Origin of the sequence: Phenylobacterium sp. J367 (assembly GCF_024699985.1) — a bacterium.
In the GTDB taxonomy this organism is placed as follows: Bacteria; Pseudomonadota; Alphaproteobacteria; order Caulobacterales; family Caulobacteraceae; genus Phenylobacterium.
Genome location: NZ_JAJONA010000001.1, coordinates 3,460,993 through 3,483,225 on the forward strand (window position 1 = coordinate 3,460,993; position 22,233 = coordinate 3,483,225).

General features: G+C 69.1%; 25 protein-coding genes and 1 pseudogene. 16 read left to right on the top strand and 10 right to left on the bottom strand.

Annotated features, from left to right (window positions below):
• Nucleotides 1-20: 20 nt before the first annotated feature.
• The 3 genes from LRS04_RS18480 to LRS04_RS18490 all read left to right on the top strand — a co-directional run bounded on the left by LRS04_RS18480 (nucleotide 21) and on the right by LRS04_RS18490 (nucleotide 2,025).
• Complete coding sequence (locus LRS04_RS18480; RefSeq protein ID WP_257817582.1) at nucleotides 21-563, top strand: porin family protein; 543 nt, start codon at nucleotides 21-23, stop codon at nucleotides 561-563.
• Between the two features lie 137 nt (nucleotides 564-700).
• Entirely contained in the window at nucleotides 701-1,105 is a 405-nt protein-coding gene (locus LRS04_RS18485) for a hypothetical protein (protein WP_257817583.1), read from the top strand.
• The gene (locus LRS04_RS18490; RefSeq protein ID WP_257817584.1) at nucleotides 1,102-2,025 is read left to right on the top strand and encodes a sterol desaturase family protein; all 924 of its coding nucleotides are present in this window, start codon (nucleotides 1,102-1,104) and stop codon (nucleotides 2,023-2,025) included. Before LRS04_RS18485 ends, LRS04_RS18490 begins: the two co-directional genes overlap by 4 nt.
• A 3-nt stretch (nucleotides 2,026-2,028) precedes the next feature.
• Here LRS04_RS18490 and LRS04_RS18495 read toward each other — a convergent pair whose 3' ends face one another.
• Nucleotides 2,029-2,961, bottom strand: a complete 933-nt coding sequence (locus tag LRS04_RS18495) for an NAD regulator (RefSeq protein WP_374576605.1) — start codon at nucleotides 2,959-2,961, stop codon at nucleotides 2,029-2,031.
• 5 nt (nucleotides 2,962-2,966) lie between these two features.
• A complete protein-coding gene (locus LRS04_RS18500) occupies nucleotides 2,967-3,611 on the bottom strand; it encodes an HD family hydrolase (RefSeq protein ID WP_257817586.1) in 645 nt (214 codons plus the stop codon).
• Between the two features lie 111 nt (nucleotides 3,612-3,722).
• On the opposite strand from LRS04_RS18500, the gene LRS04_RS18505 reads away from it, so the two are divergent.
• Entirely contained in the window at nucleotides 3,723-4,535 is an 813-nt protein-coding gene (locus tag LRS04_RS18505) for a universal stress protein (RefSeq protein ID WP_257817587.1), read from the top strand.
• Nucleotides 4,536-4,554: 19 nt separating this feature from the next.
• Nucleotides 4,555-4,926, top strand: a complete 372-nt coding sequence (locus LRS04_RS18510) for a hypothetical protein (RefSeq protein WP_257817588.1) — start codon at nucleotides 4,555-4,557, stop codon at nucleotides 4,924-4,926.
• A gap of 15 nt (nucleotides 4,927-4,941) precedes the next feature.
• Here LRS04_RS18510 and LRS04_RS18515 read toward each other — a convergent pair whose 3' ends face one another.
• From LRS04_RS18515 to LRS04_RS18525, 3 genes are all read right to left on the bottom strand, one after another.
• Nucleotides 4,942-5,796 (bottom strand): hypothetical protein, encoded by an 855-nt coding sequence (locus LRS04_RS18515; protein WP_257817589.1) that lies wholly within the window; start codon nucleotides 5,794-5,796, stop codon nucleotides 4,942-4,944.
• 93 nt (nucleotides 5,797-5,889) lie between these two features.
• Entirely contained in the window at nucleotides 5,890-6,762 is an 873-nt protein-coding gene (locus LRS04_RS18520; protein WP_257817590.1) for a MoxR family ATPase, read from the bottom strand.
• Between the two features lie 77 nt (nucleotides 6,763-6,839).
• On the bottom strand, nucleotides 6,840-7,229 hold the full coding sequence (locus tag LRS04_RS18525; RefSeq protein WP_257817591.1) for a LytTR family DNA-binding domain-containing protein: 390 nt from the start codon (nucleotides 7,227-7,229) through the stop codon (nucleotides 6,840-6,842).
• Between the two features lie 532 nt (nucleotides 7,230-7,761).
• Between LRS04_RS18525 and LRS04_RS18530 the strand changes: the two genes are divergently transcribed.
• On the top strand, nucleotides 7,762-8,727 hold the full coding sequence (locus tag LRS04_RS18530) for a prolyl oligopeptidase family serine peptidase (RefSeq protein ID WP_257817592.1): 966 nt from the start codon (nucleotides 7,762-7,764) through the stop codon (nucleotides 8,725-8,727).
• On the opposite strand, the gene LRS04_RS18535 is transcribed toward LRS04_RS18530, so the two are convergent.
• The 3 genes and pseudogenes from LRS04_RS18535 to LRS04_RS18545 form a co-directional block, all read right to left on the bottom strand.
• Nucleotides 8,724-9,224, bottom strand: coding sequence for a hypothetical protein (locus LRS04_RS18535; RefSeq protein WP_257817593.1), 501 nt, complete (start codon nucleotides 9,222-9,224; stop codon nucleotides 8,724-8,726). The genes LRS04_RS18530 and LRS04_RS18535 overlap by 4 nt on opposite strands.
• Nucleotides 9,225-9,285: 61 nt before the next feature.
• Complete coding sequence (locus LRS04_RS18540) at nucleotides 9,286-10,092, bottom strand: hypothetical protein (protein WP_257817594.1); 807 nt, start codon at nucleotides 10,090-10,092, stop codon at nucleotides 9,286-9,288.
• Between the two features lie 196 nt (nucleotides 10,093-10,288).
• A pseudogene (locus tag LRS04_RS18545) lies at nucleotides 10,289-11,077 on the bottom strand (tetratricopeptide repeat protein); the annotation flags it as partial.
• Between the two features lie 206 nt (nucleotides 11,078-11,283).
• Between LRS04_RS18545 and flbT the strand changes: the two are divergent.
• The 10 genes from flbT to LRS04_RS18595 all read left to right on the top strand — a co-directional run bounded on the left by flbT (nucleotide 11,284) and on the right by LRS04_RS18595 (nucleotide 20,504).
• Nucleotides 11,284-11,703, top strand: coding sequence for a flagellar biosynthesis repressor FlbT (gene flbT, locus LRS04_RS18550; RefSeq protein ID WP_257817595.1), 420 nt, complete (start codon nucleotides 11,284-11,286; stop codon nucleotides 11,701-11,703).
• Nucleotides 11,669-12,067 carry a flagellar biosynthesis regulator FlaF gene (gene flaF, locus LRS04_RS18555; RefSeq protein WP_257817596.1) on the top strand — a complete coding sequence of 133 codons (399 nt, stop codon included), beginning with the start codon at nucleotides 11,669-11,671 and terminating at the stop codon, nucleotides 12,065-12,067. Before flbT ends, flaF begins: the two co-directional genes overlap by 35 nt.
• 292 nt (nucleotides 12,068-12,359) lie before the next feature.
• Nucleotides 12,360-13,199, top strand: coding sequence for a flagellin (locus LRS04_RS18560; protein ID WP_257817597.1), 840 nt, complete (start codon nucleotides 12,360-12,362; stop codon nucleotides 13,197-13,199).
• Nucleotides 13,200-13,539: 340 nt separating this feature from the next.
• The gene (locus tag LRS04_RS18565) at nucleotides 13,540-14,364 is read left to right on the top strand and encodes a flagellin (protein ID WP_257819186.1); all 825 of its coding nucleotides are present in this window, start codon (nucleotides 13,540-13,542) and stop codon (nucleotides 14,362-14,364) included.
• Nucleotides 14,365-14,479: 115 nt separating this feature from the next.
• Nucleotides 14,480-14,767: a flagellar protein FlaG gene (locus LRS04_RS18570; RefSeq protein ID WP_257817598.1), complete on the top strand. Its 288-nt coding sequence runs from the start codon at nucleotides 14,480-14,482 to the stop codon at nucleotides 14,765-14,767.
• A gap of 186 nt (nucleotides 14,768-14,953) precedes the next feature.
• Nucleotides 14,954-15,787 (top strand): flagellin, encoded by an 834-nt coding sequence (locus LRS04_RS18575; protein ID WP_257817599.1) that lies wholly within the window; start codon nucleotides 14,954-14,956, stop codon nucleotides 15,785-15,787.
• Between the two features lie 597 nt (nucleotides 15,788-16,384).
• Nucleotides 16,385-18,736 (top strand): hypothetical protein, encoded by a 2,352-nt coding sequence (locus LRS04_RS18580; RefSeq protein ID WP_257817600.1) that lies wholly within the window; start codon nucleotides 16,385-16,387, stop codon nucleotides 18,734-18,736.
• 285 nt (nucleotides 18,737-19,021) lie between these two features.
• Nucleotides 19,022-19,483: a hypothetical protein gene (locus tag LRS04_RS18585; RefSeq protein ID WP_308238179.1), complete on the top strand. Its 462-nt coding sequence runs from the start codon at nucleotides 19,022-19,024 to the stop codon at nucleotides 19,481-19,483.
• Nucleotides 19,484-19,515: 32 nt separating this feature from the next.
• The gene (locus LRS04_RS18590; protein ID WP_257817601.1) at nucleotides 19,516-19,905 is read left to right on the top strand and encodes a hypothetical protein; all 390 of its coding nucleotides are present in this window, start codon (nucleotides 19,516-19,518) and stop codon (nucleotides 19,903-19,905) included.
• Between the two features lie 119 nt (nucleotides 19,906-20,024).
• Nucleotides 20,025-20,504, top strand: a complete 480-nt coding sequence (locus tag LRS04_RS18595) for a single-stranded DNA-binding protein (protein WP_257817602.1) — start codon at nucleotides 20,025-20,027, stop codon at nucleotides 20,502-20,504.
• A gap of 106 nt (nucleotides 20,505-20,610) precedes the next feature.
• On the opposite strand, the gene LRS04_RS18600 is transcribed toward LRS04_RS18595, so the two are convergent.
• Together LRS04_RS18600 and LRS04_RS18605 are read right to left on the bottom strand one after the other, a co-directional pair.
• Nucleotides 20,611-21,048, bottom strand: coding sequence for a DUF3617 domain-containing protein (locus tag LRS04_RS18600; protein WP_257817603.1), 438 nt, complete (start codon nucleotides 21,046-21,048; stop codon nucleotides 20,611-20,613).
• A gap of 97 nt (nucleotides 21,049-21,145) precedes the next feature.
• Nucleotides 21,146-22,159: a 2OG-Fe(II) oxygenase gene (locus LRS04_RS18605; protein WP_257817604.1), complete on the bottom strand. Its 1,014-nt coding sequence runs from the start codon at nucleotides 22,157-22,159 to the stop codon at nucleotides 21,146-21,148.
• Nucleotides 22,160-22,233: the final 74 nt, after the last annotated feature.

The following is a 22,233-nucleotide window of genomic DNA, read 5'->3' on the forward strand; positions in this document are numbered from 1 at the left end:
ACAAGTGGAGTACCTCTCTCATGAAAATTCTTCTCGCCGCGGCCTCGGCTGCCGCCATGGCCTTTGTCGTCCCTGCGATCGCCCAGGCCCAGACCGCGGCCACGACCGGCGTCTACGGCGGCGTCGGCTATGCGGCCGTTGACGCCGACGACGTGAACCTTGGCGCCCTGCAGGGCCGCCTCGGCTACCGGTTCAGCCCCTGGCTGGGCGTCGAAGGCGAGGCCGCCTTCGGTGTGAAGGACGACGACATCGACATCGGCGTCGGCACGGACGCCAAGGTGGAGCTGAAGCACCAGCTCGCCGCCTACGCCGTGGGCTTTGCGCCGCTTTCGGAGAACACCGACCTGATCGCCCGGATCGGCTACGGCACGTCGAAGATCAAGGCGGCGGCCGCGGGCGTCTCGGCCTCTGAGGACGGCGACAGCTTCAACTTCGGCGTCGGCGCCCAGCACCACTTCGACGGCCAGAACGGCGTCCGCGTCGACTGGACCCGCCACGACTTCCGTGACGATGGCGCCGGCCATGCCGACGTCTGGTCGATCGGCTACACCCGCAAGTTCTAAGCGGGACGGGAGTGCGGGGCGGCTTCACGTCCCCCGCCACTTCTGATGAGAAGAGGCCCTCCGTGTCGCACGGGGGCCTTTTTCTTTGACCTCCCCACGCCTTCGCGCGCAGCTTCCGGGCGGGGGAGGATACGGATTTGAGCGACGCGTTCCTGATTCAGCTGGCGGCCTCCGGACTGGCTGTCGCGCTCCTCGTGGGTCTCGCCGCCTGGGCGAGCATCGGACGGCCGAACCAGCCGCTCACGGACGCCAAGGCGCGGTCCCTGTTCGACGAGGAGTTTCCCGGCCGCGCGCTCGACGGCGTCTGGGTGGCCGAGGACGGAAAGGGCGCGCTCGCCAAGTCCGGCGCCGCGGCCCTGGTGCTCTGCCGCTTCGGCGACGGCTTCGTGGCCCGCCAGATCCCCTGGGGCCAGGCCCTGGCCTCGGCGTTCCGCAAGGGCGAGCTCTGCATCGACCTGGCCGACATCGCCGCGCCGCGCGCCGTGCTGGCCCTCCGCTCCTGGCCGCCCACCGACCTCGGCGGGAAGGATCTCGCCGCATGAAGCCGGACTTCGACCCGGTGACGCTGGCGACCCCGTTCTTCATCCTCACCATCATCCTGGAGATCGTGCTGGGCCGGCTGAAGAAGGCCGACGCCCACTACGAGTGGAAGGACACTGCCACATCGCTCGGCATGGGCCTGGGCTCGACGGTGGCCGGCATCCTGACGGCCTCGGTGACCTTCGCGGCCAGCGTCTGGGCCTATGAGCACCGTATCTTCACGATCCCGATGACCGCCGCCTGGGCCTGGCTGGCGATCTTCCTGATCGAGGACCTGACCTACTACTGGTTCCACCGCCTCGCCCACGAGCGGCGTTTCTGGTGGGCCAGCCACGTGAACCACCACTCCAGCCAGCACTACAACCTGTCCACCGCGCTCCGGCAGACCTGGACGGGCGGCGTGGCCGGCACTTGGCTGCTCTGGCTGCCGATGGCGTTCCTGGGCTTCCACCCGGCGATGATCGCCATCCAGAAGGGGATCAGCCTTGTCTACCAGTACTGGATCCACACCGAGGCGATCAAAAGGCTGCCGGCCTGGTTCGAGGCGGTGTTCAACACGCCGTCGCACCACCGGGTGCACCACGCCCGCAACCCGCGCTACCTGGACAAGAACTACGCCGGGATCCTGATCGTCTGGGACCGCCTGTTCGGCACCTTCCAGCCCGAGCTGGACGAGGAGCCGTGCCGCTACGGCCTGGTGAAGAACCTCGGCACCTTCAACATCGTGCGCGTGGCCTTCCACGAATGGATCGGCATGGCCCAGGACATCTTCCGCCAACCGCGGCACGTGCTCAGGTGGATGTTCGGCCCGCCCGGGTGGAGCCCGGACGGCAGCCGTGAGACGAGCGCCATGCTGAAGGCCGACTGGGAGGCGCGGCGCCAGGCGGAGCCGGCCCCGCAAGGCCGGCGCGAAGCCGCCTGACCGCTACTCGCGGAGCAGCGGCAGGCTCATCCCGCCGACGGGCCGGGCGGCCAGGAGCTCACGGCGGAAGCGGAACAGCTCCGCCGGCCGCCCGCCGGTGCCGGCGTCCATGCGGCCCAGGCCCTCCACGAGGTCGGTGCGCTCCAGCGCCCGGCGGAAGTTCTGCTTGTGCAGCGGCACGCCGGCGATGGCCTCCACGGCCCGCTGCAAGGTGGAGAGCGTGAACGCCTCCGGCATCAGCTCGAAGACCACCGGGCGGTACTTGAGCTTGCCGCGCAGGCGGGAAAGCGCGGTGGCCAGGATGCGGCGGTGGTCGGAGATCATCGGCTCGCCGGTCGGCGGCAGGACGACCGGCTGGACCTCGCCCCGGTCGCGGGCCGCCTCGCGGACGAGGCCGGCCTCGTAGAGCAGTTCGTAGCGCTCCAGCACCCGCTCCTCGTTCCAGGGCGCGCCGTCGAGGGCGAAGAGCAGGCGGGCCCGCGCCAGGCGGTCGGCCGTGGTCGCCCAGCTCCGCAGCGCCGTCTCGATCGTTCCGAGCGCCGCCGGCCGGCCGTCGCGCCAGTCCTCGTAGGGGAAGAACCGCGTCCAGGGTTGCCAGCCGGAGGCCGCCGAGCCCGCGAGCGCGGCCGGGGCAAGGCCCAGGTAGCCCACCGAGATCACCCGCGCCGCGCCCGCGCCCATGTCGGCGACCGGCGCGTCGCGGCCCTTGTCGCCGAAGGTGTAGAGCTGCTCCACATAGCCCGGATCGAACCGGGTCTGCTCGCGCACGAAGGCCCTCAGCGCCAGTTCAAAGGTCCGGTGGCCCTCGGGATCGAAGGGGCCGAAGGGCAGGCCGAGCAGGTCCTCGCCCGGCCGGCGCACGGTGAGCACCACGGCCTCGCCGTCGCGGATGGCCATGACGACGGCGGAGAGGCCGATGACGACGGCGGTCCCCATGCCGCTCATTCCGTCTCGAAGGCCACGGGACCGCTCTCGTAGCCGGCGGCGCCGGAGAGAGTGTGGAAGCGCTGGACATAGCGTTCCTGGGCGAGGTTCGCGGACCAGGGCTCGATGTGCAGCAGATAGCCCTCGGGCGGGCTGTCGAAGATCTCCAGCGCCTCTTCGCGGCCGAAGCCGGCAAGCTGGGTCGCCTCGAAGTAGGCGCAGGCGCGGTCGGCCTGCTTGATCAGCTTCTTGATGGCGAGCGGCGTCTTGGCCGGCAGGCCGAAGCGGATATGGATGGCGTTCTCCAGCCGCTCCTCGAAGGTCTTGTAGTCCACCCCGAGCGCTGCTTTGAACGGCGAGATCATGTCGCCGATCACATATTCCGAAGCGTCGTGCAGCAGGCCGGCCAGCCGCCAGCGGGGCTCCAGGTCGGGCTGGATGTGGGCCATGATCTCCTCGACCACGATCGAATGCTGGGCGACGGAGAAGGCGTGCTCGCCCACCGTCTGGCCGTTCCAGCGCGCCACACGGGCGAGGCCGTGGGCGATATCCTCGATCTCGATGTCCATCGGGGAGGGGTCCAGCAGGTCGAGCCGGCGGCCCGACAGCATGCGCTGCCAGGCGCGAGGCTCCTGCTTGCCGCGACGCAGCCCTTTCCTCACCGACGCATTCCCTCCATGGTCAGGCTGGTGAACTGACCCAGAGCCTGAGAAAGATCAATGCGGCCTGATACGATCAGGTCCAAGGTCCGAAAGGATGAAGGGACGCAAGACATGAGCTGGGCCCGGATCATGGCGCCTCTGTCGGGTGGCCAGGGCGATCCCGCGGCGGTGGCCGCGGCGGTCATGCTGGCCGAGCCGTTCGGCGCCGAGGTGGCCTGCGTCTACACGCCCGCCGATGTCGCCGATGTCATGCCCTGGATGGGCGAGGGCTTCCTGGGCGGCGTGCAGACCACGGCCCTGGAATCCCTGAAGGAGGCCGCCGCGGCCGGCGAGAAGAACGCACGGGCCGCCATGGCCGGCGTGCCCTACGCGAAGTCGCAGTTCGTGGCGCTTCAGACGCCGGTCTGGGCGGGCCTGTCGGCGGAAAGCCGGCTCTCCGACGTCGTGGTGTTCAATTCCGATCCGGCGCGTGGCCGCGGGCCGCTGGCGGAGGCCTTCCAGCAGATGGTCGCCGACGAGCAGCGGCCGGTGCTGATCGCTCGCGAGGGCTTCAAGGTCGGCGGCACGGTGGCCGTCGCCTGGGACGGCGGCAAGGAGGCCAGCCGCGCCGCCCGCCTGGCCGTTCCGCTGCTCGAAAAGGCCCAGAAGGTGGTGATCCTCGGCGCGCCGAAGGCCAGTTCACGCACATTCGATCCCGCGCGCCTCCAGGCTTACTACGCGACCCGCGGCGTCACGGCGGAATTGCAGGTGCTGTCGGAAACCGGAGACGCGGCGCCTGCGTTGCTCAAGGCCGCCAAGGCGGCTGGAGCGGAGATCCTGGTCGCCGGGGCCTTCGGCCACCCGAGGCTGCAGGAATTCATCTTCGGGGGGACGACCCGGACGCTCTTGAATTCCGACCAGCCCTCGTTGTTCTTGTCTCACTAGGATTGAGAAGGTGACTTCCATGCTGTCGCGCATCGTCATGCGGCTTGCCCGCAACCCTGGCACCGAGTTCGCCGGCGGCGACGACCACCGCGGCTATTCGCTCACCGCCCCGCTGACCGAGGATGGTCTGCTCGATGAGGCGGCGTTCTCGAAAGCCCGGGACAAGTGCTCGGTCCGCCGCTTCGCGCCCGACGAGGATCCGCTGGACGGCCGCCTGAACCGCCGCGGCCCGCGCTGGTTCTTCGACTACGACGAGGACGACGCGGCCGACGACGAGCCCGTGCACCGCCTGGGCGAGCACCGCTTCGCCGTAGGCGAGTATGTGACTGTCACCGACGAGGACGGCCGGCCGCTGACCTACAAGGTCGTCGAGGTCCAGCCGGCCGGGTAGGGCGAAGTGCGGGGCCTAGACCCCGCTGTTCTTCCTCACGAGGCGCTTGATGTCGTCATAGAGGTCGCCGCCCTGGTGATCGAGTTCGGTCTTCGAGCGGACGGTGGCGACGGTGATCGGCCCGGTCTTCGGGCCCCCGGCCTCGTAGCCCACCACGCGGTAGCCGCCGGCGAACTCGCCGGTGCGGATGAACATCGCCTTGATGCCGCGCTTCTCGAACGACAGGGATTCGCCCCTCAGCCGCGCGGTGTCGTAGCGCCGGATGGTCGCCTCGCCGTCGTTGGCGTCGATGGTGATGCCGCCCACCTGAACCTTCGCATTGTCGCCGTCGGCGTCGATCCGGATGCCGGGCAGGCGGACGTGCGCCTTGTCGTTGTCGGCCGCGATGTCGACCTTGTCGTCCCCGATATCGATGGTGGCGGTGGCCGACCGGCTCCTCCCGCCGGCCTTCTCCTCCGCCCGTACCGCCGTGTCGGCGGCGCGGGCGGCGTCGGCCTCCGCCTGGCGGGCGACGCTGGCGGCGTCGCTGGCGCTGCCCTCGGCGGCCGGCGTGGCGACCGCGGCGGTCTCCGCGGCCTTGGCGGCGGCCTCGCGCTCCGCGTCGGTCATCGCCGGCGTCAGTCCGGCCTCGATCCTCTGCAGGGCGCCCTGCGGGTCGCCGCCGGTCGAGACCAGCTGCAGCGACACCTCGGCGCCGCCCTGCGTGACGTAGGTGCAGCTCTTGCCGTCGGCGGCGACGCCCGTGCGGGTGAGCTCGCCCTGGGTGGCGGGACATTCCAGCTTGGCGCGCTGGGCGGGCTCGCCGGAGGCGCAGGCCGTAAGGGTCGTCAGCGCCAGGGTCGAGGCCGCCAGATAGAGCAGGGGCTTCATGTGAAAAGGGCTCCAGTCCGTTCCCTGAAAGGGTGGCTGGAGCCCGTTCAAAAGGCGAGTGAATTCGCGGTAAGGGCCGCTACGCCGTAACCGTCATTGACCCGGACGGCTGGAGCCCGCGCCCTCGCGCCGCGCGAGGAAGGCCAGGCGCTCGAAGAGGTGCACGTCCTGCTCATTCTTCAGGAGCGCGCCGTGCAGCGGCGGGATCAGCTTGGTGGGGTCCTTCTCGCGCAGGGCGTTCTCGTCGATGTCCTCGACCATCAGGAGCTTCAGCCAGTCGAGCAGTTCGGAGGTCGAAGGCTTCTTCTTCAGGCCCGGCACCTTGCGCATGTCGTAGAAGATGCGCAACGCCTCGGCGACGAGCTTCTGCTTGATGCCCGGATAGTGGACCTCGACGATCTGGTTCATCGTCTCGGCTTCCGGGAAGCGGATGTAGTGGAAGAAGCAGCGGCGCAGGAACGCGTCCGGCAGCTCCTTCTCGTTGTTGGAGGTGATGACCACCACCGGGCGCACCTTGGCCTTGATGGTCTCGTTGGTCTCGTAGACGTAGAATTCCATCCGATCGAGCTCCTGCAGGAGGTCGTTCGGGAACTCGATGTCGGCCTTGTCGATCTCGTCGATCAGCAGCACGGGGCGCACCGGGCTGTCGAAGGCCTCCCAGAGCTTGCCCTTCTTGATGTAGTTCTTGACGTCCTTGACCCGCTCGTCGCCGAGCTGGCTGTCCCGCAGGCGGGTCACCGCGTCGTATTCATAGAGGCCCTGGTGGGCCTTGGTGGTCGACTTGATGTGCCAGGTGATCAGCGGGGCCTTCAGCGCCTCGGCGATCTCGTAGGCCAGGACCGTCTTGCCGGTGCCCGGCTCGCCCTTGATCAGCAGCGGGCGCTCGAGGGCGATGGCGGCGTTGACGGCCACCTTCAGGTCCTCGGTGGCGACGTAGTTCTCGGTGCCCTCAAAACGCTGGCTCATTCCGGCTCCCTGCACGGGCGCGCGCGCCCGCGTTCGAACAGTTGTTTGGAGACAGCCTATAGGGCCGCGCTGGAGGATCAAGCGGGTTCCATCGCCGCGGCCGCCTGCCGTTGCGTCACTCGGGCGGCAGCCACCCGGCGGCCCCGAAGGCGGGCGACCGCCGCCCGCGAGACGGGCGCCTGGACGCCGTTGACGAGCTCGAGCCGCAGGTTGCGGCCATCCCAGACGTGACCGCGGACCGCGTCGCGGGCCACCCACCAGGATCTGTGGACCTGCAATCCCTCGCGACCGGCCTGGGCGGCCATGGCCTGGCCCAGGGTCCCATGGGCCAGCCTCGAGCCCTGGGCCGTGTGGATGCGGACGTAGTGATCTTCCATCTGGAGGCAGAGGACGTCGGAGAGGGCCGCAGCGGCCAGGGCCGGGGCCTCGATCGCCGGGGCGGGCGTCCGCCGCCGCCGGAGGGCCATGGCGGTGAGGGCGAAGGCGGCGAGCTGGAAGAGCGTGACCGCGGCCGTCTGGGCATACCAGTCCCAGGGGGGCCATGGCGGCGATGGCGTCTATGCCCGGCCAGGTGCGGCGCGCGATGGCGGCGATGAGCTGGGAGAGGGGCAGGCAGGCGACCAGGACCGCGCCGGCGACCGTGGGCCACGTCGGCCAGTTCAGGCGCCGGGCGAGCCGCGTGGACCCCACGGCGGCTCCGCCCACGACGGCGACGCCGAGCCAGGCGGTCAGGACCCAGTAGACGATCCGCTCCGCCGCCGGCCCGTTGAGATAGCTGCCGTAGGGACCGAGCGCGCCCAGGAAGGCGCCCGTCGCGGTGGCGACGGCGAGGTAGACCGCCCACGGGTGGAGCGCGCGCGTCGCGGCGTGACTCATGGCGCAGTTCTAGCGACCGCTCGCCGATCTGCGAACCCGTTCGCCCGTTCGCGAAAGCCGGCTGGCGCGGGGCCCGGCGGCGGCCGATCCAGACCGCCTCGAACAACGGGCGGAGGACGGATCATGCGGCGATGGGGAGTGGTGGCGGCGCTGGCGATGGCGCTCGCCGGGACGGCGGCTCAGGCAGGCGTCGGCGTCGAGAGCTTCAGCATGCCGGACCCCGGCGGGCCGCCGATCGAGGTGGGCGTCTGGTACCCGAGCGACGCCCCGGCGAAGCCGACGCACCTGGGCCTGAGCGTCCAGGACGTGGCGGTGGGCGCGCCGGTGAAGGGCAGGGGGCTGCCGCTGGTGGTGATCTCGCACGGCAACGGCGGATCCTACGGCGGGCACTACGACACCGCCGTGGCGCTGGCCGAGGCCGGTTTCGTGGTCGCGGCCCTGACGCACACCGGCGACAACTATCGGGACCAGAGCCGGGCCACGGCGATGTGGGAACGGCCCCGGCAGCTCAAGGTGCTGATCGACCACATGACAGGCGTCTGGCGGCCCGGCGTCGTCGATCCGAAGCGGGTCGGCGCCTTCGGCTTCTCGTCCGGCGGCTTCACGGTGCTGGCGGCCGCAGGCGCGAAACCGGACATGACCGGGGTGGCGGCGCACTGCCGGGAGCACCCGGCTTTCTATGACTGCCGGCTGATGGGCCAGCGTCCGCCCGGCGCGCCGGGGGTCTTCGTCGCCGATCCGCGGATCCGGGCAGTGGTGTCCGCGGCACCGGCCATGGGCTGGTCGCTGACCAAGTCGGCGCTGGCCGGCGTCGCCGCGCCGGTTCAGCTCTGGCGGGCCGAGAACGACGAGATCCTGCCGTCGCCCTTCTACGCCGACGCGGTGCGCGCCAACCTGCCGAGGCCGCCCGCGTGGCATATCGTGCCGGGGGCGACGCACTTCAGCTTCCTCGCGCCCTGTTCGGCGCAGGCGCGCGCGGTCATGGGGCCGCTGTGCGCCGACCCGCCGGGCTTCGACCGTGAGGCCTTCCACCGGCGGTTCAACGCGGAGGTGACGGCCTTCCTCCGGCGGGAGCTGGCCGCGCCCTAGCGGTTGGGTTTCGCCCGCGTCTCGCCGCCGCGGTTCTCGGAATAGCCCATGCGCTGGAGGTCCTCGTCCGAGAGGTTCTTCGCCTGGAAGTTGGTGAAGTCGTCCTCGCCGCCGGAGACGGCGTCGGCGTCCAGGACGGTGTCGAGGCCCTCGATCTCGGAGGCCTCGATGCGGTCCTCGTCGATCCCCAGCGAGCCGCCCTCGGGCCCGAGGCCGTCGAGGTCATCCTCGTGCTCCTCGTCCGAGGCGCGGTAGTCGAGTTCGTCGTCTTCCTCGAAGTCGCTGTCGTCGATGGCGTCTTCGTCGAACTCGTCGGCGTCGAGGGCCAGGGCCTCGTCGTCGTCCCGGTCGCCACGAGCGCGGGTCATGTCGAGGACCTCGGGGAGCTCCTCGAACGTCTTCATTTCGTTGAGCTCTTCGGCGTCGTCCGTGTTCGTCTCGTCGAACGCCTCGGACTGGTCCTGATCGTCGAACTCGTAGTCGCTCGTGCCGGGCATGCGGGATCCTCCACTTCTGGCCGGCCCGCGGGGCCGACTATGGAGTAATCCCCCGGACCTGTCAGCGTTCCGAGGCCCAGGCCCCCAGCGCGTCGCCGATCTCGGCCATCACATCGTCCCAGGCGCCGAAGCCTTCGGGCTTGAAGACCCGGGCCTGCGGGTACCAGGGGTAGCGCTCGGTGCCGAGCAGGGTCCAGGCGGCCGGCGTGGTGATCAGCCAGGCGGGCGCGCCGCAGGCCGCGGCCAGGTTGAAGGTGGCGTTCGAGAAGCCGATCGTCAGGTCCATGGCGCAGCACAGCGCGGCCACGTCGTCGAGGTCCTGCTTCAGGTCGATGCCGGGCGGCTGCCAGATGTCGACGCCCAGCGTCTTCTTCACGAAGGCCAGTTCTTCCGCGCAGTCGCCGTACTGGAGATTGACGAAGGCGACGCCCTCCTGCCGCAGGATCGGCGCCCAGGCCTCGAACGGCGAGAAGTAGCGCGCCCGGCCCGAGCGCTTGAGGGCGCTCTTCCACAGCAGGCCGACCTTCGGACCGTCGCCCGCGCCCTGCAGCACCTCCCGCCAGTGCGCCACCCGCTCGGGATCGGCGACCAGGAAGCGGTCGCGCTCCGGGAAGGCGCCGACCTCGCGGCGGTATTCCCGCAGCAGGGACGCCATCGGCGCGAAGAGGTCGATCTCCGCCAGGTCCTTGATGAACGGCGCCTGGCGGGCGTGGCGGCCCTTGAGGAGGCCCGTGACGTGGCGGCCGACGGTGGCGTCGGGGAAGCTCCGCTGGAAAAGCGGAATGAGGCGCGGCTCCACGGCGATGCTCATGTGCCCGTCGGGGCCCAGGCGGTCGGCGATGTCCGAGAGCACATTGGCGAACAGCACCTCGTCGCCCAGGCCCTGCTCGCCGACGACCAGCAGGCGCTGGCCCGCGAGGTCCGCGCCGGGCCCAGCGGGGCCTGGGGATCGCGTAGAGGGTGACGTCGGCGTAGAGGTGATGCAGCCGCGCCTCGTACTCGTCGAAGCCTTCGCCGATCCGGCCGAGCGCGATCAGGATGGTCGAGCGCGCGAGCCGCATCATCTGCCGCTCGTCCTCGGGCACGTCCATGGCGATGGCGGCTTCGACGGCCTCCAGCGCACCGGCGGCGTCGCCCAGCGCCAGCAGGCTGTTGCCGTAGTTGTAGAGCGCCTTGGCCAGGGTCGGGTCGAGGCGCATGGCCTCGCCGAAGAAGACGTGGGCGTTCTCGAAGTCGCCCCGTTCGCCCATCACCGTGCCCATGGTGTTCCAGAGCATCGCCACCTCGGGATGCAGCAGGAGCGCCGGCTTCAGGACATCCACCGCCTCGTCGAGCTTTGACTGGTCGCGCAGCGCGCAGGCGAGGTTGTTCGCCCCCTCCGGATGGTCCGGGTAGCGGTCAAGGAAGTGTCGGAACAGTTTCTCAGAGACCGGCGACATGCCCAGCCGGAAGGCGAGGCGGCCGAGGTCGTTGGCCACCTCCGCGTGGTCGGGCAGCAGCTTCAGCGCCGACTCATAGGCCTGGATGGAGTTGGCGAAGTCGCCGGCGCGCTCGAGCGAAATAGCCAGCAGGTACCAGCCGGGGCCGCTGCGCTCGTCCTTCTCCAGGGCTTTCAGCGCCCACTCGCGGCCGGTCTGGAAATCGTCGGCCTGCAGGGCGACGACGGCGCGCTGGAGCATCGGCTGAACGGCCGCGGCCCGAAGTTCGCGCATCGCCTCGTTGAGACGTTCGAGGGCGTCGCGGGAGCCCGCCTGGCCCATAGCGCCGCTGACCAGCCCGGCCTTGGCCACCGGGGCCTGGGCGGCCTGGAGCGCGGCGGCGGAGACGGCGCTGGCGGCGGCCGGAGCGGTCATGGAGACTCTCTTGCTTAAGGACTGCCCATGAGATCGCGGTGTTATGGTTAGCGAGACCTTAACCGCGGCCTTGGGCCACACCCTTGGCAAGGCCCCGTTAACGGATGCCGCCTATCCCTGAGGGTGCGTTCGGCCCAGCACAAAGCGACAATGGGTCATTCGAATCATGACGTAGATTCTGTGGACGCAGGGATCGGGAGGCGGTCTTGCCGCTAAAATTGTCGCTCAAGCCCGGGGAGAAGTTCGTCCTGAACGGCGCCGTCGTTCAGAACGGCGACCGCCGGGGCGTGCTTGTCCTGCAGAACAAGGCTTCGGTCCTGCGGGAGAAGGACATCATGCAGCAGGAGGACGCCAACACGCCCGCCCGCCGCATCTACTTCCCGGTCATGATGATGTACCTCGATGAGCCCGGGGTGGCCCGGTACTACGACGAGTTCGTGGTCCGGCTGACCGAGTTCATGGGGGTGATCCGCAACCCTGAGGTCCTCGCGGAATGCGTCCAGATCTCGAAGTTCTGCATGGAACGTGAGTGGTACAAGGCGCTCATGCTCTGCCGAAAGCTTATCGAGTACGAAGACGAGAGGTTGGGCAATGTCCCTTCAGGCGTATCAGCGCACGGCGACTAGCGCCGAGAGCCCGCGCGAGACGGAGTACCGTCTCTTCGCGCAGGTGACGCTCGCGCTGATGGAAGCGTCCAAGCGCGACCCGATGGATATCGGCGGGCGGATCGACGCGCTCGACTGGAACCGCCGCGTCTGGAACTTCCTGGGCGACGACTGCTCGCATCCCGACAACAAGCTGCCGCCAGAGCTGCGCGCCTCGATCATCTCGCTGAGCATCTGGGTCGGCAAGCACACCAGCGCCGTGATCCGCCGCCAGGAGGACATCGAGCCGCTGATCGACGTGAACCGGATGATCATGCAGGGCCTGTCCACCGGGCCAGGCGCAGGCGCCCATCCCGGCGCCGGTCCAGGCGCCGTCGCGGCCTAGCCGCCCAACTGCACAACCAGGGACCTGGAGGCCGCGGTGACCCCGCGGCCTTTTTCATTGACGCTCGGACGACTCGCCGGCGGGCGGGGGATGGCTCGGCAGTAGATTCCGGCCGCCGGGCACAAACGTCCCATATGGTTAAGCGGCCCGGTGGGGCGCGCCAAAAACCACTAGTAAAAACAACAACATAAAAGGTTACCGGGTTGGCCCGCGGCTTGCGGAGTTCTCTCAAGGCGGAAAAGCGCCTGTCGGCAAAAGCCGGACGATTACCTCCAGAATGGAAGGACGAGAGATGCCGTACAATTCGGTGAATACGAACGTGGGCGCCATGGTGGCGCTCCAGAACCTGAATGCGACTAACGCGGAGCTGGCAAGCACTCAATCACGTATCAACACCGGAAAGCGGGTTGGGAGCGTTAAGGACAACGGCGCCATCTGGGCCATCGCCCAGAACCAGCGTGCGACGTCCAATTCGCTCAATGCCGTTCGTGAATCCCTGCAGCGCGGTCAGTCGACCGTCGACGTAGCGGTTTCCGCCGGCGAGTCCGTCTCGGATCTTCTCGTTCTCATGAAGGAGAAGGCCCTGGCGGCTTCCGACACCACGCTCGACACGAACAGCCGAACGGCGCTCAACGACGATTTCATCTCGTTGCGCGACCAGATCTCCAAGGCCGTGAACAACGCCGAATTCAACGGCGCCAACATGCTGAAGGGGACGAGCCCGACCGAGGTGGCCGCTATCGCCAACGGCGATGGCACCTCCACCATCACGGTTCTGGCGCAGTCCATGGATCTGGGAACCGGGGCGCTGGCTGGTCTGGCGGCGGACGCGTCCATCGGGACGCAATCGGCCGCCTTCAGCATGATCGCCGCCCTCAACACGGCGATCATCAACGTTTCGAGCGCGCTTTCGAAGCTTGGAACCGGGTCGAAGTCCCTGGCTTCGCACCTCACGTTCATCAACAAGCTTCAGGACACTGTCGATGCCGGGATTGGGAACCTCGTCGACGCCGACCTGGCGAAGGAAAGTGCCAAACTCCAGGCGCTGCAGACAAAGCAGCAGCTTGGGATCCAGGCGCTCTCGATCGCCAACCAAGCGTCCTCGTCGTTGCTGTCACTGTTCGGCCGATAGTCGCGACGCCGGGCGGGCGCCCGCCGCCCGCCCGGCGGACCTTTTCCAGCCCCTCCAGATTCCAAGCGTTTCCGTCCCGCGGCCGTTTCGGCCGCGTTTTTCATGCGCGGCAATTCTTGCCGGGCGGCGGGGCAATTTCTGCCGATTGATCTTCCCGAAGTGGGCAGAAAATGCCGATTCGCGGCATGCCTAACAGACATATAACGCTGTAAAAACAGCAAGATGCGCGGCTCGGCCAAAATTGCCGAGTTGGCCCGCGCCTTGCTGCTGATTCTGCCGGGCAAAAAGCCCCCGGCAGTCAGAACGACCGCCGGCGACCTTGAAACAAGGAACCAGTGGAATGCCTTTTAACAGCGTCAATACCAACGTCGGCGCGATGGTCGCGCTTCAGAATCTGAACCAGACCAACGGCGAGCTGATGACTACCCAAGCCCGGATCAACACGGGCAAGCGCGTTGCGTCCGCCAAGGACAACGGCGCCATCTGGGCCATCGCCCAGAACCAGCGCGCAACCTCCAACTCCCTGAACGCGGTCAAGGAATCGCTGCAGCGCGGTCAATCGACCACGGATGTGGCCATTTCTGCCGGTGAAACCATCTCCGAGCTGCTCCTGCAGATGAAGGAGAAGGCCCTGGCCGCTTCGGACACCACGCTCGACGCCAACAGCCTGGCGGCGCTCAACGACGACTTCACGTCGCTGCGCGACCAGATCACCAAGGCCGTGGACAACGCCGTGTTCAACGGCGCGAACATGGTCGAGGCGAGCGGCACCACCGTCGAGGCGATCGCCAACGCGGACGCCAGCTCGGTGATCACTGTGGCGGCGCAGGACCTGTCGCTCAGCGGCATTGGCCTGAGCAGCGGCTCTTCGATCGGCACCACCTCGGCCGCGTCGGCCATGATCACGACCCTCAACTCGGCGATCACCGACGTGTCCAGCAAGCTGTCGAAGCTCGGCACGGGCTCGAAGTCCCTGCAGTCGCACCTGAACTTCGTGATGAAGCTTCAGGACACCCTGGACGCCGGGGTGGGCAACCTCGTCGATGCCGACCTCGCGAAGGAAAGCGCCAAGCTTCAGGCTCTGCAGACCAAGCAGCAGCTGGGCATCCAGGCTCTTTCGATCGCGAACCAGTCGTCGTCGATCCTCCTTGGCCTCTTCCGCTAAGGGCCCGCCGGCCGCGGATCCATCCGGTTTCGCGGCCTGACGTGGCGGCGGGGAGGGCGACCTTCCCGCCGCTCACGCTCATTCCGGAGCGCTGCCCAGGGCAGCGGCAGGAGCCATGCAGAGCAAGGTTGCGCCCTACGCAGCCACGCCGGATCCGACCTTTGGCCGCCATACCTCCCAGAACCCCGAGCAGGGGCGGACCGGAGAACCGGGCGGCGCGAGCGAGGATCAGGCCGACCTGCGACTGATTATCGAAGAGGACCAGGCGACCGGCGCCTACGTCTATAAGACGATCGACCGCCGGACCGGCGAGGTCATCCTCCAGCTTCAGCGGGAAGAGGTCCTGAAGATGCGGGAGGCGTCCGAATACGTCGCCGGCGTGGTGATCCGCACCAGCGCCTGAGATCCGGGCCCCCGTCCTGGGGAGCCCAAGGCTGCGACTGTTAACCGCCCCGGCGCAGGCCGGCGGCGGCGAACGGCGTTAATGTCGTTAACCTCTTGCTTACCATAACCGCCAACTCTCCTCATGGAACCCCGAAGCGACTCGCCAAAGCGGGTCCTGGGCCAAGACGACTGAGGAGAATCCGCGATGTCGATCAGCGTGCATACGAACAAGTCTGCGCTGGTCGCGCTCCAGAACCTTAACACGACCAACGACAAGCTCGGTGACACTCAGAACAAGATCAACACCGGCTTGAAGATCGCCAACGCGCGGGACAACGCCGCGATTTGGTCGATCGCCCAGGGGCAGCGGGCCGACATCGGCGCCCTTGCCGCCGTGAAAATGAGCCTGGATCGCGCCAACTCCATCGCCGAGGTCTCGATGACCGCCGGCGAGTCCGTCTCGGACCTTCTGGTCCAGCTGAAGGAGAAGGTCGTCGCGGCGATGGACACGTCGCTGGACAGCAACTCCCGCCTGGCGCTCGACTCGGACTTCAAGGCGATCCTGCGGCAGATCCGGCAGATCACCGACAACGCCAGTTTCGACGGCGCCAACATGCTGAACGGGACGATCGCTCCCGACATCCAGTTCCTGGCGAACGCCGAGGCCAACTCGTACATCACGCTCAGCGGCCAGAACATGAGCCTGGGCGGCAGCATCGTGACCATCCCCGACAGCTGGTCGCTGTCGACGGTGACCCTCGCCCAGTCGGCGCTGGTGTTCCTGAACGCGTCGATCGCGAACGTGAACCAGTCGCTCGGCAACCTCGGCTCCCAGGCCAAGCAGATCGCCGCCCACGCCAATTTCGTCTCCAAGCTGACCGATGTGCTGGAGACCGGGGTGGGCAACCTGGTCGATGCGGACCTCGCCAAGGAAAGCGCGAAGCTGCAGGCCCTGCAGGTCCAGCAGCAACTCGGCGCCCAGGCGCTGTCGATCGCGAACCAGGCGCCGCAGATCATCCTCTCGCTCTTCAAGGGCTGATGAGGAGCTCGAGTATCCGTTGGGGCGTAACGAGGACCCGGGCGCCACGCGTCCGGGTCTTTTCCCATCCCTTAACGGTCGAGCCACCCTGTCGTGTCACTCTCCGTGGCGCGGCAGCTTAGGGCCGCGGGCGTGTTGGCATGGCCATAAACCAGATTTCCGGCAGCGCGCTGCTCCAGCTCTTCGGAGCGGACACCACGAGCAGCGACTCCACGGCCGATCTCGCCGCCCAGATTGCGGCGAGCAAGAAGTACGCGCCGACGGCCCCCTGGTCCGTCATCCTGTCGGCCAGCGAGACGAAGGCCAAGGCGAGCGAGGCGGTGCGCGCGGCCCTGGCCGGCCGCAAGCTGATCGACGAGGGCGCCGCCAAGCTCGACATGACCGGCGCGAGCACCGACTACAAGAAGCTCTTCGCGCTGTACCAGGGCCTGACGGCGCTCAATGATCTGGCCGAATACAGCAAGGGCAAGCTCACCACTGTCGAGAAGTCCCGGGTCGAGGCAAGCTTCGCCAGGGGGCCTGGCCGAGGTCACCGCCTACATCGACGCCGCCCGCCTCGAGGAATCGCGTCTGGCTCAGGGCGAGACGACAAGCCTGGTGAAGGCGAAGCTCACGACGCCCAAGACGCCGACGGAGTACGTCACCCAGCCGCTGACCAGCTCGAACACCGAGCCGGTGCCGGCGTTCGAGGGGGCGGTCAGCTTCACCATCTCGGTGAAGAAGGTGAACAACGTCCACGACGTGCAGATCGACCTCGCCGAGATGGGCTCGACGCCCCGGACGATCGGCAATGTCATCAACCACATCAATGAGAAGCTGCAGGCCGAGGGCGTGGAGACGCGCATCCAGACGCAGCGGATTCCCGGCCAGCCGCGGCAGGTGACCGTGGCGGGCAAGACCGTGACCCTGCCGGCCAGCTCCGACCAGTGGGCGCTGAAGGTGAAGATCGGCACCAGCGAGACCGTCACCTTCGCGGCCCAGACGACGGCCCCGGCGGTCTATGTCGCCCAGGAGGTCGGCAATCCCGATCCCGACGGCAAGGCCTCGACCAACGACGGCCGGGTCGAGCGCCAGTTCCTGAAGTTCCAGACCGATTCCAGCAGCGTGCCGTCGCCGGTGCAGGGGGAGGGCGAGGCGAACTGGGTCGAGGGGCGGGTGTTCGCCGAAAGCCTCGGCCCCGAGGTGAAGGCGGTGCGCGCCCAGCAGGTCGGCCCCGACGGCTCGGTCTATATGCTGGCGGACGTGACGGCGGCGACCGACGGCCAGTCGATCAAGGGCGCGCAGGACGTGGCCCTGATGAAATACGATTCCGCGGGGAAGCTTCTCTACACCCGCACCCTCGGGGCGTCGGAGAGCGCTTCCGGCCTCGCCCTGTCGGTGTCGGCCGACGGCAAGGTGGCGGTCGCCGGCGCGGTCACCGGCGGGCTGAACGGGGCGACCGAGGGGGCGCTGAATTCGGGCGCGTCCGGGACCTATGCGGACAAGGCGGACAGCTTCGTCACCCTCTACGATGCGAATGGCGACGAGCTCTGGACGCAGCGGCGCGGCGCCCGCCAGGAGGACGAGGCCACCGGCGTGGCGTTCGGCGCCGACGGAACGGTCTATGTCACCGGCCGCGCCAAGTCGGCGATGCCCGGCAGCGGGTCTCCGCTCGGCGACTACGACGGCTATCTCGAGGCCTTCAAGGCCGACGACCAGGGCAAGGTCCAGGCGCTGTTCACCCAGACCTTCGGCACGGACGGATCCGACAGGCCCCGCGGCCTGGTGGTGGACGGAAACGCGGTCGTGGTGGCCAGCGTCGAGAAGGGCCACGCGGTCCTGCGCCGTTTCGACGTGACCGGCGGCAGCGCGACGGCCGGGACGGTCCGCGACCTCGGTGACCTGCAGGGCGGCGACATCGCCGGGATCGGACTCGACACCGGCGGCCAGCTGGTGATCGCCGGCACCACCCAGAACAGCTTCCTGTCCGCCGGCATGGTCAGCCGCAACCACTCCGGGGGGACCGACGCGTTCGCCGCGCGGCTGTCGACGACGCTCGCGGGCTCGGCAGCGGATCGCATCGCCTATTACGGCGGCTCGGGCGACGACAAGGCCACGGCGCTGTCGGTCTCGGACGGCCAGGTCTGGATCGCAGGCTCCGTCGGCTCCGACCTGGGAGACCAGGAGGCGGTGGGGACCAAGGACGCCTTCCTGACCCGGCTCGACATCGGCTCGGGCGCCGTCGCCTGGTCGCGCCGGTACTCCGGCAAGGACGGCTACGCCGCGCCCACCGCCATCGCCGTCGATACGAAGGGCGCGAGCGTGCTCGACCGCCTGGGCCTGCCGAACGGCGAGCTCGACCTGGCCGACTCCGAGAAGCTGACCGCCCAGAGCGCCGTCCGGGCCGGCGAGCAGTTCACCGTCCAGGTCGGCAGCGCCACCAAGACGGTCACCATCGAGGCGAACGACACCCTGGACACCCTGGCCCAGAAGATCCGCCGCGCCGCCGGATTCCAGGCCAAGGTCTCGGTCACCACCGCTGAGGGGGTGCGCAGCCTGAAGATCGAGCCGATCAATCCCCGCTCGGTCATCGAGATCGCCCCGGGAACGGCCGCCAGGGACGCGCTCGCCACCCTGGGCATCTCGGAGAGCATTATCCGGGGCACGGTCACCAAGGGCGACAAGACCCTGCCGGCCGACGGCAGGGCGCAGATCTATGGCCTCGGCCTGCCCCGCGACCTCAATCTCTCCAACGCCGACCAGATCAGCCATGCCCTGGCCGAGGTGGCCGGCGCGATGGGCGTCCTGCGGTCGGTCTACAAGGACATGAAGGAGGCTGCGACGCCGGAATACATCCGCCAGCAGCAGGCCGCCGCGGCGGCGGCGAGGAAGGGGACCGTCCCCACCTACCTGACCAATCAGATCGCCAACTACCAGGCTGCGCTCGACCGCCTGACCGGCGGAGGCTGACCGACCTTGGCGGCCGCCTTGAATCCGGCCAACGGCCGGTCTAGGCCAGCGTCATGAACCCGACTCCGCCGCCCACCGAGCCCGCGCCGCCCGCGCGCCGCACCGGTCTCGTCGTGCTGGGCGGCGTGGCCGCGCTCGTCGCCGGCGCCGCCATCGCCTGGGTGCTGGTCAGCCAGGGGCAGGGGGGGCGTGCGCCGGATCCGCCGGCCTCCCAGGGCGGGCTGGTGATCGATTCTGGCCGCGCAGGACGACACCCTCGACCCGGCGCGGCCGCTGCGGTGCTTCGTGGCGGGACAGTTCGTGGGCGAGTTCACCCTGGCCGAATGCGCCCGCCGGAACGGCGTGGCCACCGACGCCCTGGACGTCGGCGTGGACGAGACCGGCGCGCTGGCCGCCGCCGAACAGGCCGGCACCATGCTGACCCCGCTGCCGCCGGACGAGACCGCCGAGACGCCGGTGGAGCGCGCCGAGGGCGCCGCCCCCGAGGCCGTCGCCATTCCGGCCGATGAACCGCTCGCGGCCTGCTGGCGCTACGCCCAGGGACGCTGGCGCAAGATGCCGGACATGGCGCGGATGGCCTGCGCCCAGACGCTGTTCGCGGGGCGCTGCGAGACGACCGGTTCGGCCACCTACGGCCGCTGGGGGCAGCAGACGCTGCGCCTGGTGCCGGGCCGCGTGGAGGTCTCCGACGACAACCGGAGCTTCCGGACGCTCGTGGAGCAGCAGCCGGGCTGCGTCATCCCCTAGAGCCGGCCGCCAGCGCCGTGTAGGGTCGCCGCATGTCGCGCACCGCCCTGATCCTCGCCCTGGCCGCCACGGCCGCGCTCGCCGCCTGCACCCAGCGTACGCGCCCGCCCGGCGACGCGGGCGTCTGCTTCCATGTCGTTCCGCAGAAGGACGGGACGATGAAGTACAACAAGCTCGTCCAGGCCCCGAACCTGGAGACGTGCGCGGCCAACCTCGAAGCCATGCGGATCAAGTTCCTGCGCCTCGGCGGCAGCCAGCAGGAGATCTACGGCGCCTACCAGTCGAACTTCCTGTTCCTGCAGAAGGAAGGGGTGTTCACCTCCACCTCCCTGGAGGGACCGCGGTTCGTGGCCCTGGTGCGGACGGGCGACGGCCGCCTCGCCATCCCGGGCGCAATGCCGCAGGATCCGGCCGGTCAATAGCTGTGGACGGCCTGGAACAGAAGCGGAACATCTGCTTGATGTTCCGTTAAGGGTTCGCTAGCTTCCCGCCTTCGGCCCGCGCTTGGCGGGCCCGCAACCACGGAAGCTCAGGACATCGCATGGCGGGCAGCGTCAACAAGGTCATCCTCATCGGCAACCTCGGGGCGGACCCCGAGATCCGCAACCTTCCCTCCGGCGAGCGCGTGGCCAACCTGCGCATCGCCACGTCGGAGACCTGGCGCGACCGCAACTCGGGCGAGCGCAAGGAAAAGACCGAGTGGCACCGGGTCGTCGTGTTCAACGAGAACATCGTGAAGGTCTGCGAGCAGTACCTGCGCAAGGGCGCCAAGGTGTACATCGAGGGCTCGATCCAGACCCGCAAGTGGACCGACCAGTCGGGCCAGGAGAAGTACTCCACCGAGATCGTGCTGCAGAAGTTCCGCGGCGAACTCACCATGCTGGACGGCCGCGGCGAAGGCGGCGGGGCGAGCGAAGGCGGCGGCTATTCGGGCGGCGGCTTCTCGTCGGGCCCGCGCAACACCTCCTCGGCCCCGCGCGAGGACTTCTCGGCCGATCTGGACGACGAGATTCCGTTCTAGGCCCGGATCATCGCCGGGCAGGACGCGGCCGGCTTCCTGGCGGAGGCCGGCCGTTTCCTATGGGGCGAGCCGGGCCCGGCGGCCTCGAGCCGGACGCCGCGACGGCCTAGCGGCCGTCGGACACCGGCGGCGCCGGGCAGGTGTCGCCGATCCGCTTGCCGCTGGTGCGCGCCCTGACGGGCACGGTCATGCCGCCCAGCTTCGCTTCGATGCGGGCGTCCAGGCGCAGGCTGTCGCGGGTGTAGACCCCTTCGCCGGTGACCGGCACCGGGGCGCTGTTCTTGGTCTTGCAGCTGCCGATCAGGCGGATCTTGCCCCCGGCGACCTCGCGGGTGGGGTAGGTGCAGGTGTAATGGCGGTTCGGCGCGCCGCCCATGAACTTCTCCACGTCCTCCTCGCGGATGCAGCGCTTCTCGGTCTTCTTGGTCGGGATCGGCGAGATGACCTGGCTGGTGGTCTCCCAGTAGCCGGGCGCGATCGGGGTCTCGGCGAACGCCGGCGCGGCGACCGCGAGGGCGGCGAGGGCAGGGAGGACGAGCTTCATCCGGTGGTCCTTGGGGGCATCCATGGGCGACAGCGTGGCGCCTCTTGCCTGAACTCCCGATGACCGTCGAGGGCTCCGAGGCCCACCGGAGCGGCGATCAGTCCTCCGCCAGGCCCGCCTCATAGGCCGCCCGCACCGCCGCGCCCGCCTCGTCGTAGAAGAACGGCAGGAAGGCGTAGCGGCGGCCACGGGTCACCCGCGTGGCCTCGTGCATCAGGCTGCAGGAGAAGGCGATCCCGCCGCCCACCGGCGGACGGTAGGTGGCCGGGCCGAACTCGGTGAAGCGGAGGTCGCCGCCCTCGAAGTCGTCGTTCAGGTTGATCGAACAGGCGAAGGCGCGGTGCGCGGTGCCGAGCGTGGTGTTGTCGCGGTGGGCGTGGAAGACCGCCTCGTCGGCGGCGTCGTAGCAGCTCACCAGGTAGCGCTCAATCCGGGTCATCCTGGCGACCATCGCCCGTTCGATCAGCGGGAAGACCCGCTGCTCCAGGCGTTCGCGGATGGCGGCCTTCAGGTCCGGATTCTCGATCAGGACGTCGCGCCGCTTCTTGAGGTCGTCCATCACCATCACGGTCCGGCCGCCCTTGTCGCGCATCACGCCGGTGAACTGGCCGCCGCCCGCCTCGTGCTGGGCGATCAGGTCGCGGCATAGCTCCGGCTCGAAGATGCGCGGGCAGATCAGCACCGGCGCGTGCAGTGGCACCCCCGCATGCTCCCCGGGCGGCGGCGACTGCTCCAGCCGGTCGAGGACCACCGACAGGCGAGCGGCCGGCTCGACGGCGAGGATGCGCAGGGACGGGTCGAGCAGCAGGGCCACCGGACGGTCGCCGTCCGCCGGGCCCGCGACCTCGTAGCGCCGGCTGATCGCGCCGTCGGCGTCGAGGAACCAGCGCAGCCCCAGCATGTCCTTGGCCGAGGCGATGGTCTGCGGATCGCGCGCCACCGCGAAGGCGGCCGCATGGCGGCCGTCGAACAGCCGCTGGCGGGCGGCCAGCTCCATCAGCACCGGCCGCCGGGCGTCCTCGTCCAGGGGCAGGAACACCAGCAGGACGTAGCGTCCGGCGGCGGTGTCGAAGACGAACTCGGGATTGGAGGGGTGGGGGCCGTGAACCACGGCGCCGGCTCCCCGGGCTTGAGCGGCATGGCGCGGAACCTAGTGGCCCCGGCGCGCGAGGTCACGCCTCCTTC

Bases quoted from the DNA above. Each gene is read 5' to 3' on its own strand.
- LRS04_RS18480 (WP_257817582.1), top strand. From the start codon at position 21: ATGAAAATTCTTCTCGCCGCGGCCTCGGCTGCCGCCATGGCCTTTGTC.
- LRS04_RS18490 (WP_257817584.1), top strand. From the start codon at position 1,102: ATGAAGCCGGACTTCGACCCGGTGACGCTGGCGACCCCGTTCTTCATC.
- LRS04_RS18495 (WP_374576605.1), bottom strand. From the start codon at position 2,961: ATGGGGACCGCCGTCGTCATCGGCCTCTCCGCCGTCGTCATGGCCATC.
- LRS04_RS18505 (WP_257817587.1), top strand. From the start codon at position 3,723: ATGAGCTGGGCCCGGATCATGGCGCCTCTGTCGGGTGGCCAGGGCGAT.
- LRS04_RS18510 (WP_257817588.1), top strand. From the start codon at position 4,555: ATGCTGTCGCGCATCGTCATGCGGCTTGCCCGCAACCCTGGCACCGAG.
- LRS04_RS18515 (WP_257817589.1), bottom strand. From the start codon at position 5,796: ATGAAGCCCCTGCTCTATCTGGCGGCCTCGACCCTGGCGCTGACGACC.
- LRS04_RS18520 (WP_257817590.1), bottom strand. From the start codon at position 6,762: ATGAGCCAGCGTTTTGAGGGCACCGAGAACTACGTCGCCACCGAGGAC.
- LRS04_RS18525 (WP_257817591.1), bottom strand. From the start codon at position 7,229: ATGGCCCTCCGGCGGCGGCGGACGCCCGCCCCGGCGATCGAGGCCCCG.
- LRS04_RS18530 (WP_257817592.1), top strand. From the start codon at position 7,762: ATGCGGCGATGGGGAGTGGTGGCGGCGCTGGCGATGGCGCTCGCCGGG.
- LRS04_RS18535 (WP_257817593.1), bottom strand. From the start codon at position 9,224: ATGCCCGGCACGAGCGACTACGAGTTCGACGATCAGGACCAGTCCGAG.
- flaF (WP_257817596.1), top strand. From the start codon at position 11,669: ATGTCCCTTCAGGCGTATCAGCGCACGGCGACTAGCGCCGAGAGCCCG.
- LRS04_RS18560 (WP_257817597.1), top strand. From the start codon at position 12,360: ATGCCGTACAATTCGGTGAATACGAACGTGGGCGCCATGGTGGCGCTC.
- LRS04_RS18565 (WP_257819186.1), top strand. From the start codon at position 13,540: ATGCCTTTTAACAGCGTCAATACCAACGTCGGCGCGATGGTCGCGCTT.
- LRS04_RS18570 (WP_257817598.1), top strand. From the start codon at position 14,480: ATGCAGAGCAAGGTTGCGCCCTACGCAGCCACGCCGGATCCGACCTTT.
- LRS04_RS18575 (WP_257817599.1), top strand. From the start codon at position 14,954: ATGTCGATCAGCGTGCATACGAACAAGTCTGCGCTGGTCGCGCTCCAG.
- LRS04_RS18590 (WP_257817601.1), top strand. From the start codon at position 19,516: ATGTCGCGCACCGCCCTGATCCTCGCCCTGGCCGCCACGGCCGCGCTC.
- LRS04_RS18595 (WP_257817602.1), top strand. From the start codon at position 20,025: ATGGCGGGCAGCGTCAACAAGGTCATCCTCATCGGCAACCTCGGGGCG.
- LRS04_RS18600 (WP_257817603.1), bottom strand. From the start codon at position 21,048: ATGAAGCTCGTCCTCCCTGCCCTCGCCGCCCTCGCGGTCGCCGCGCCG.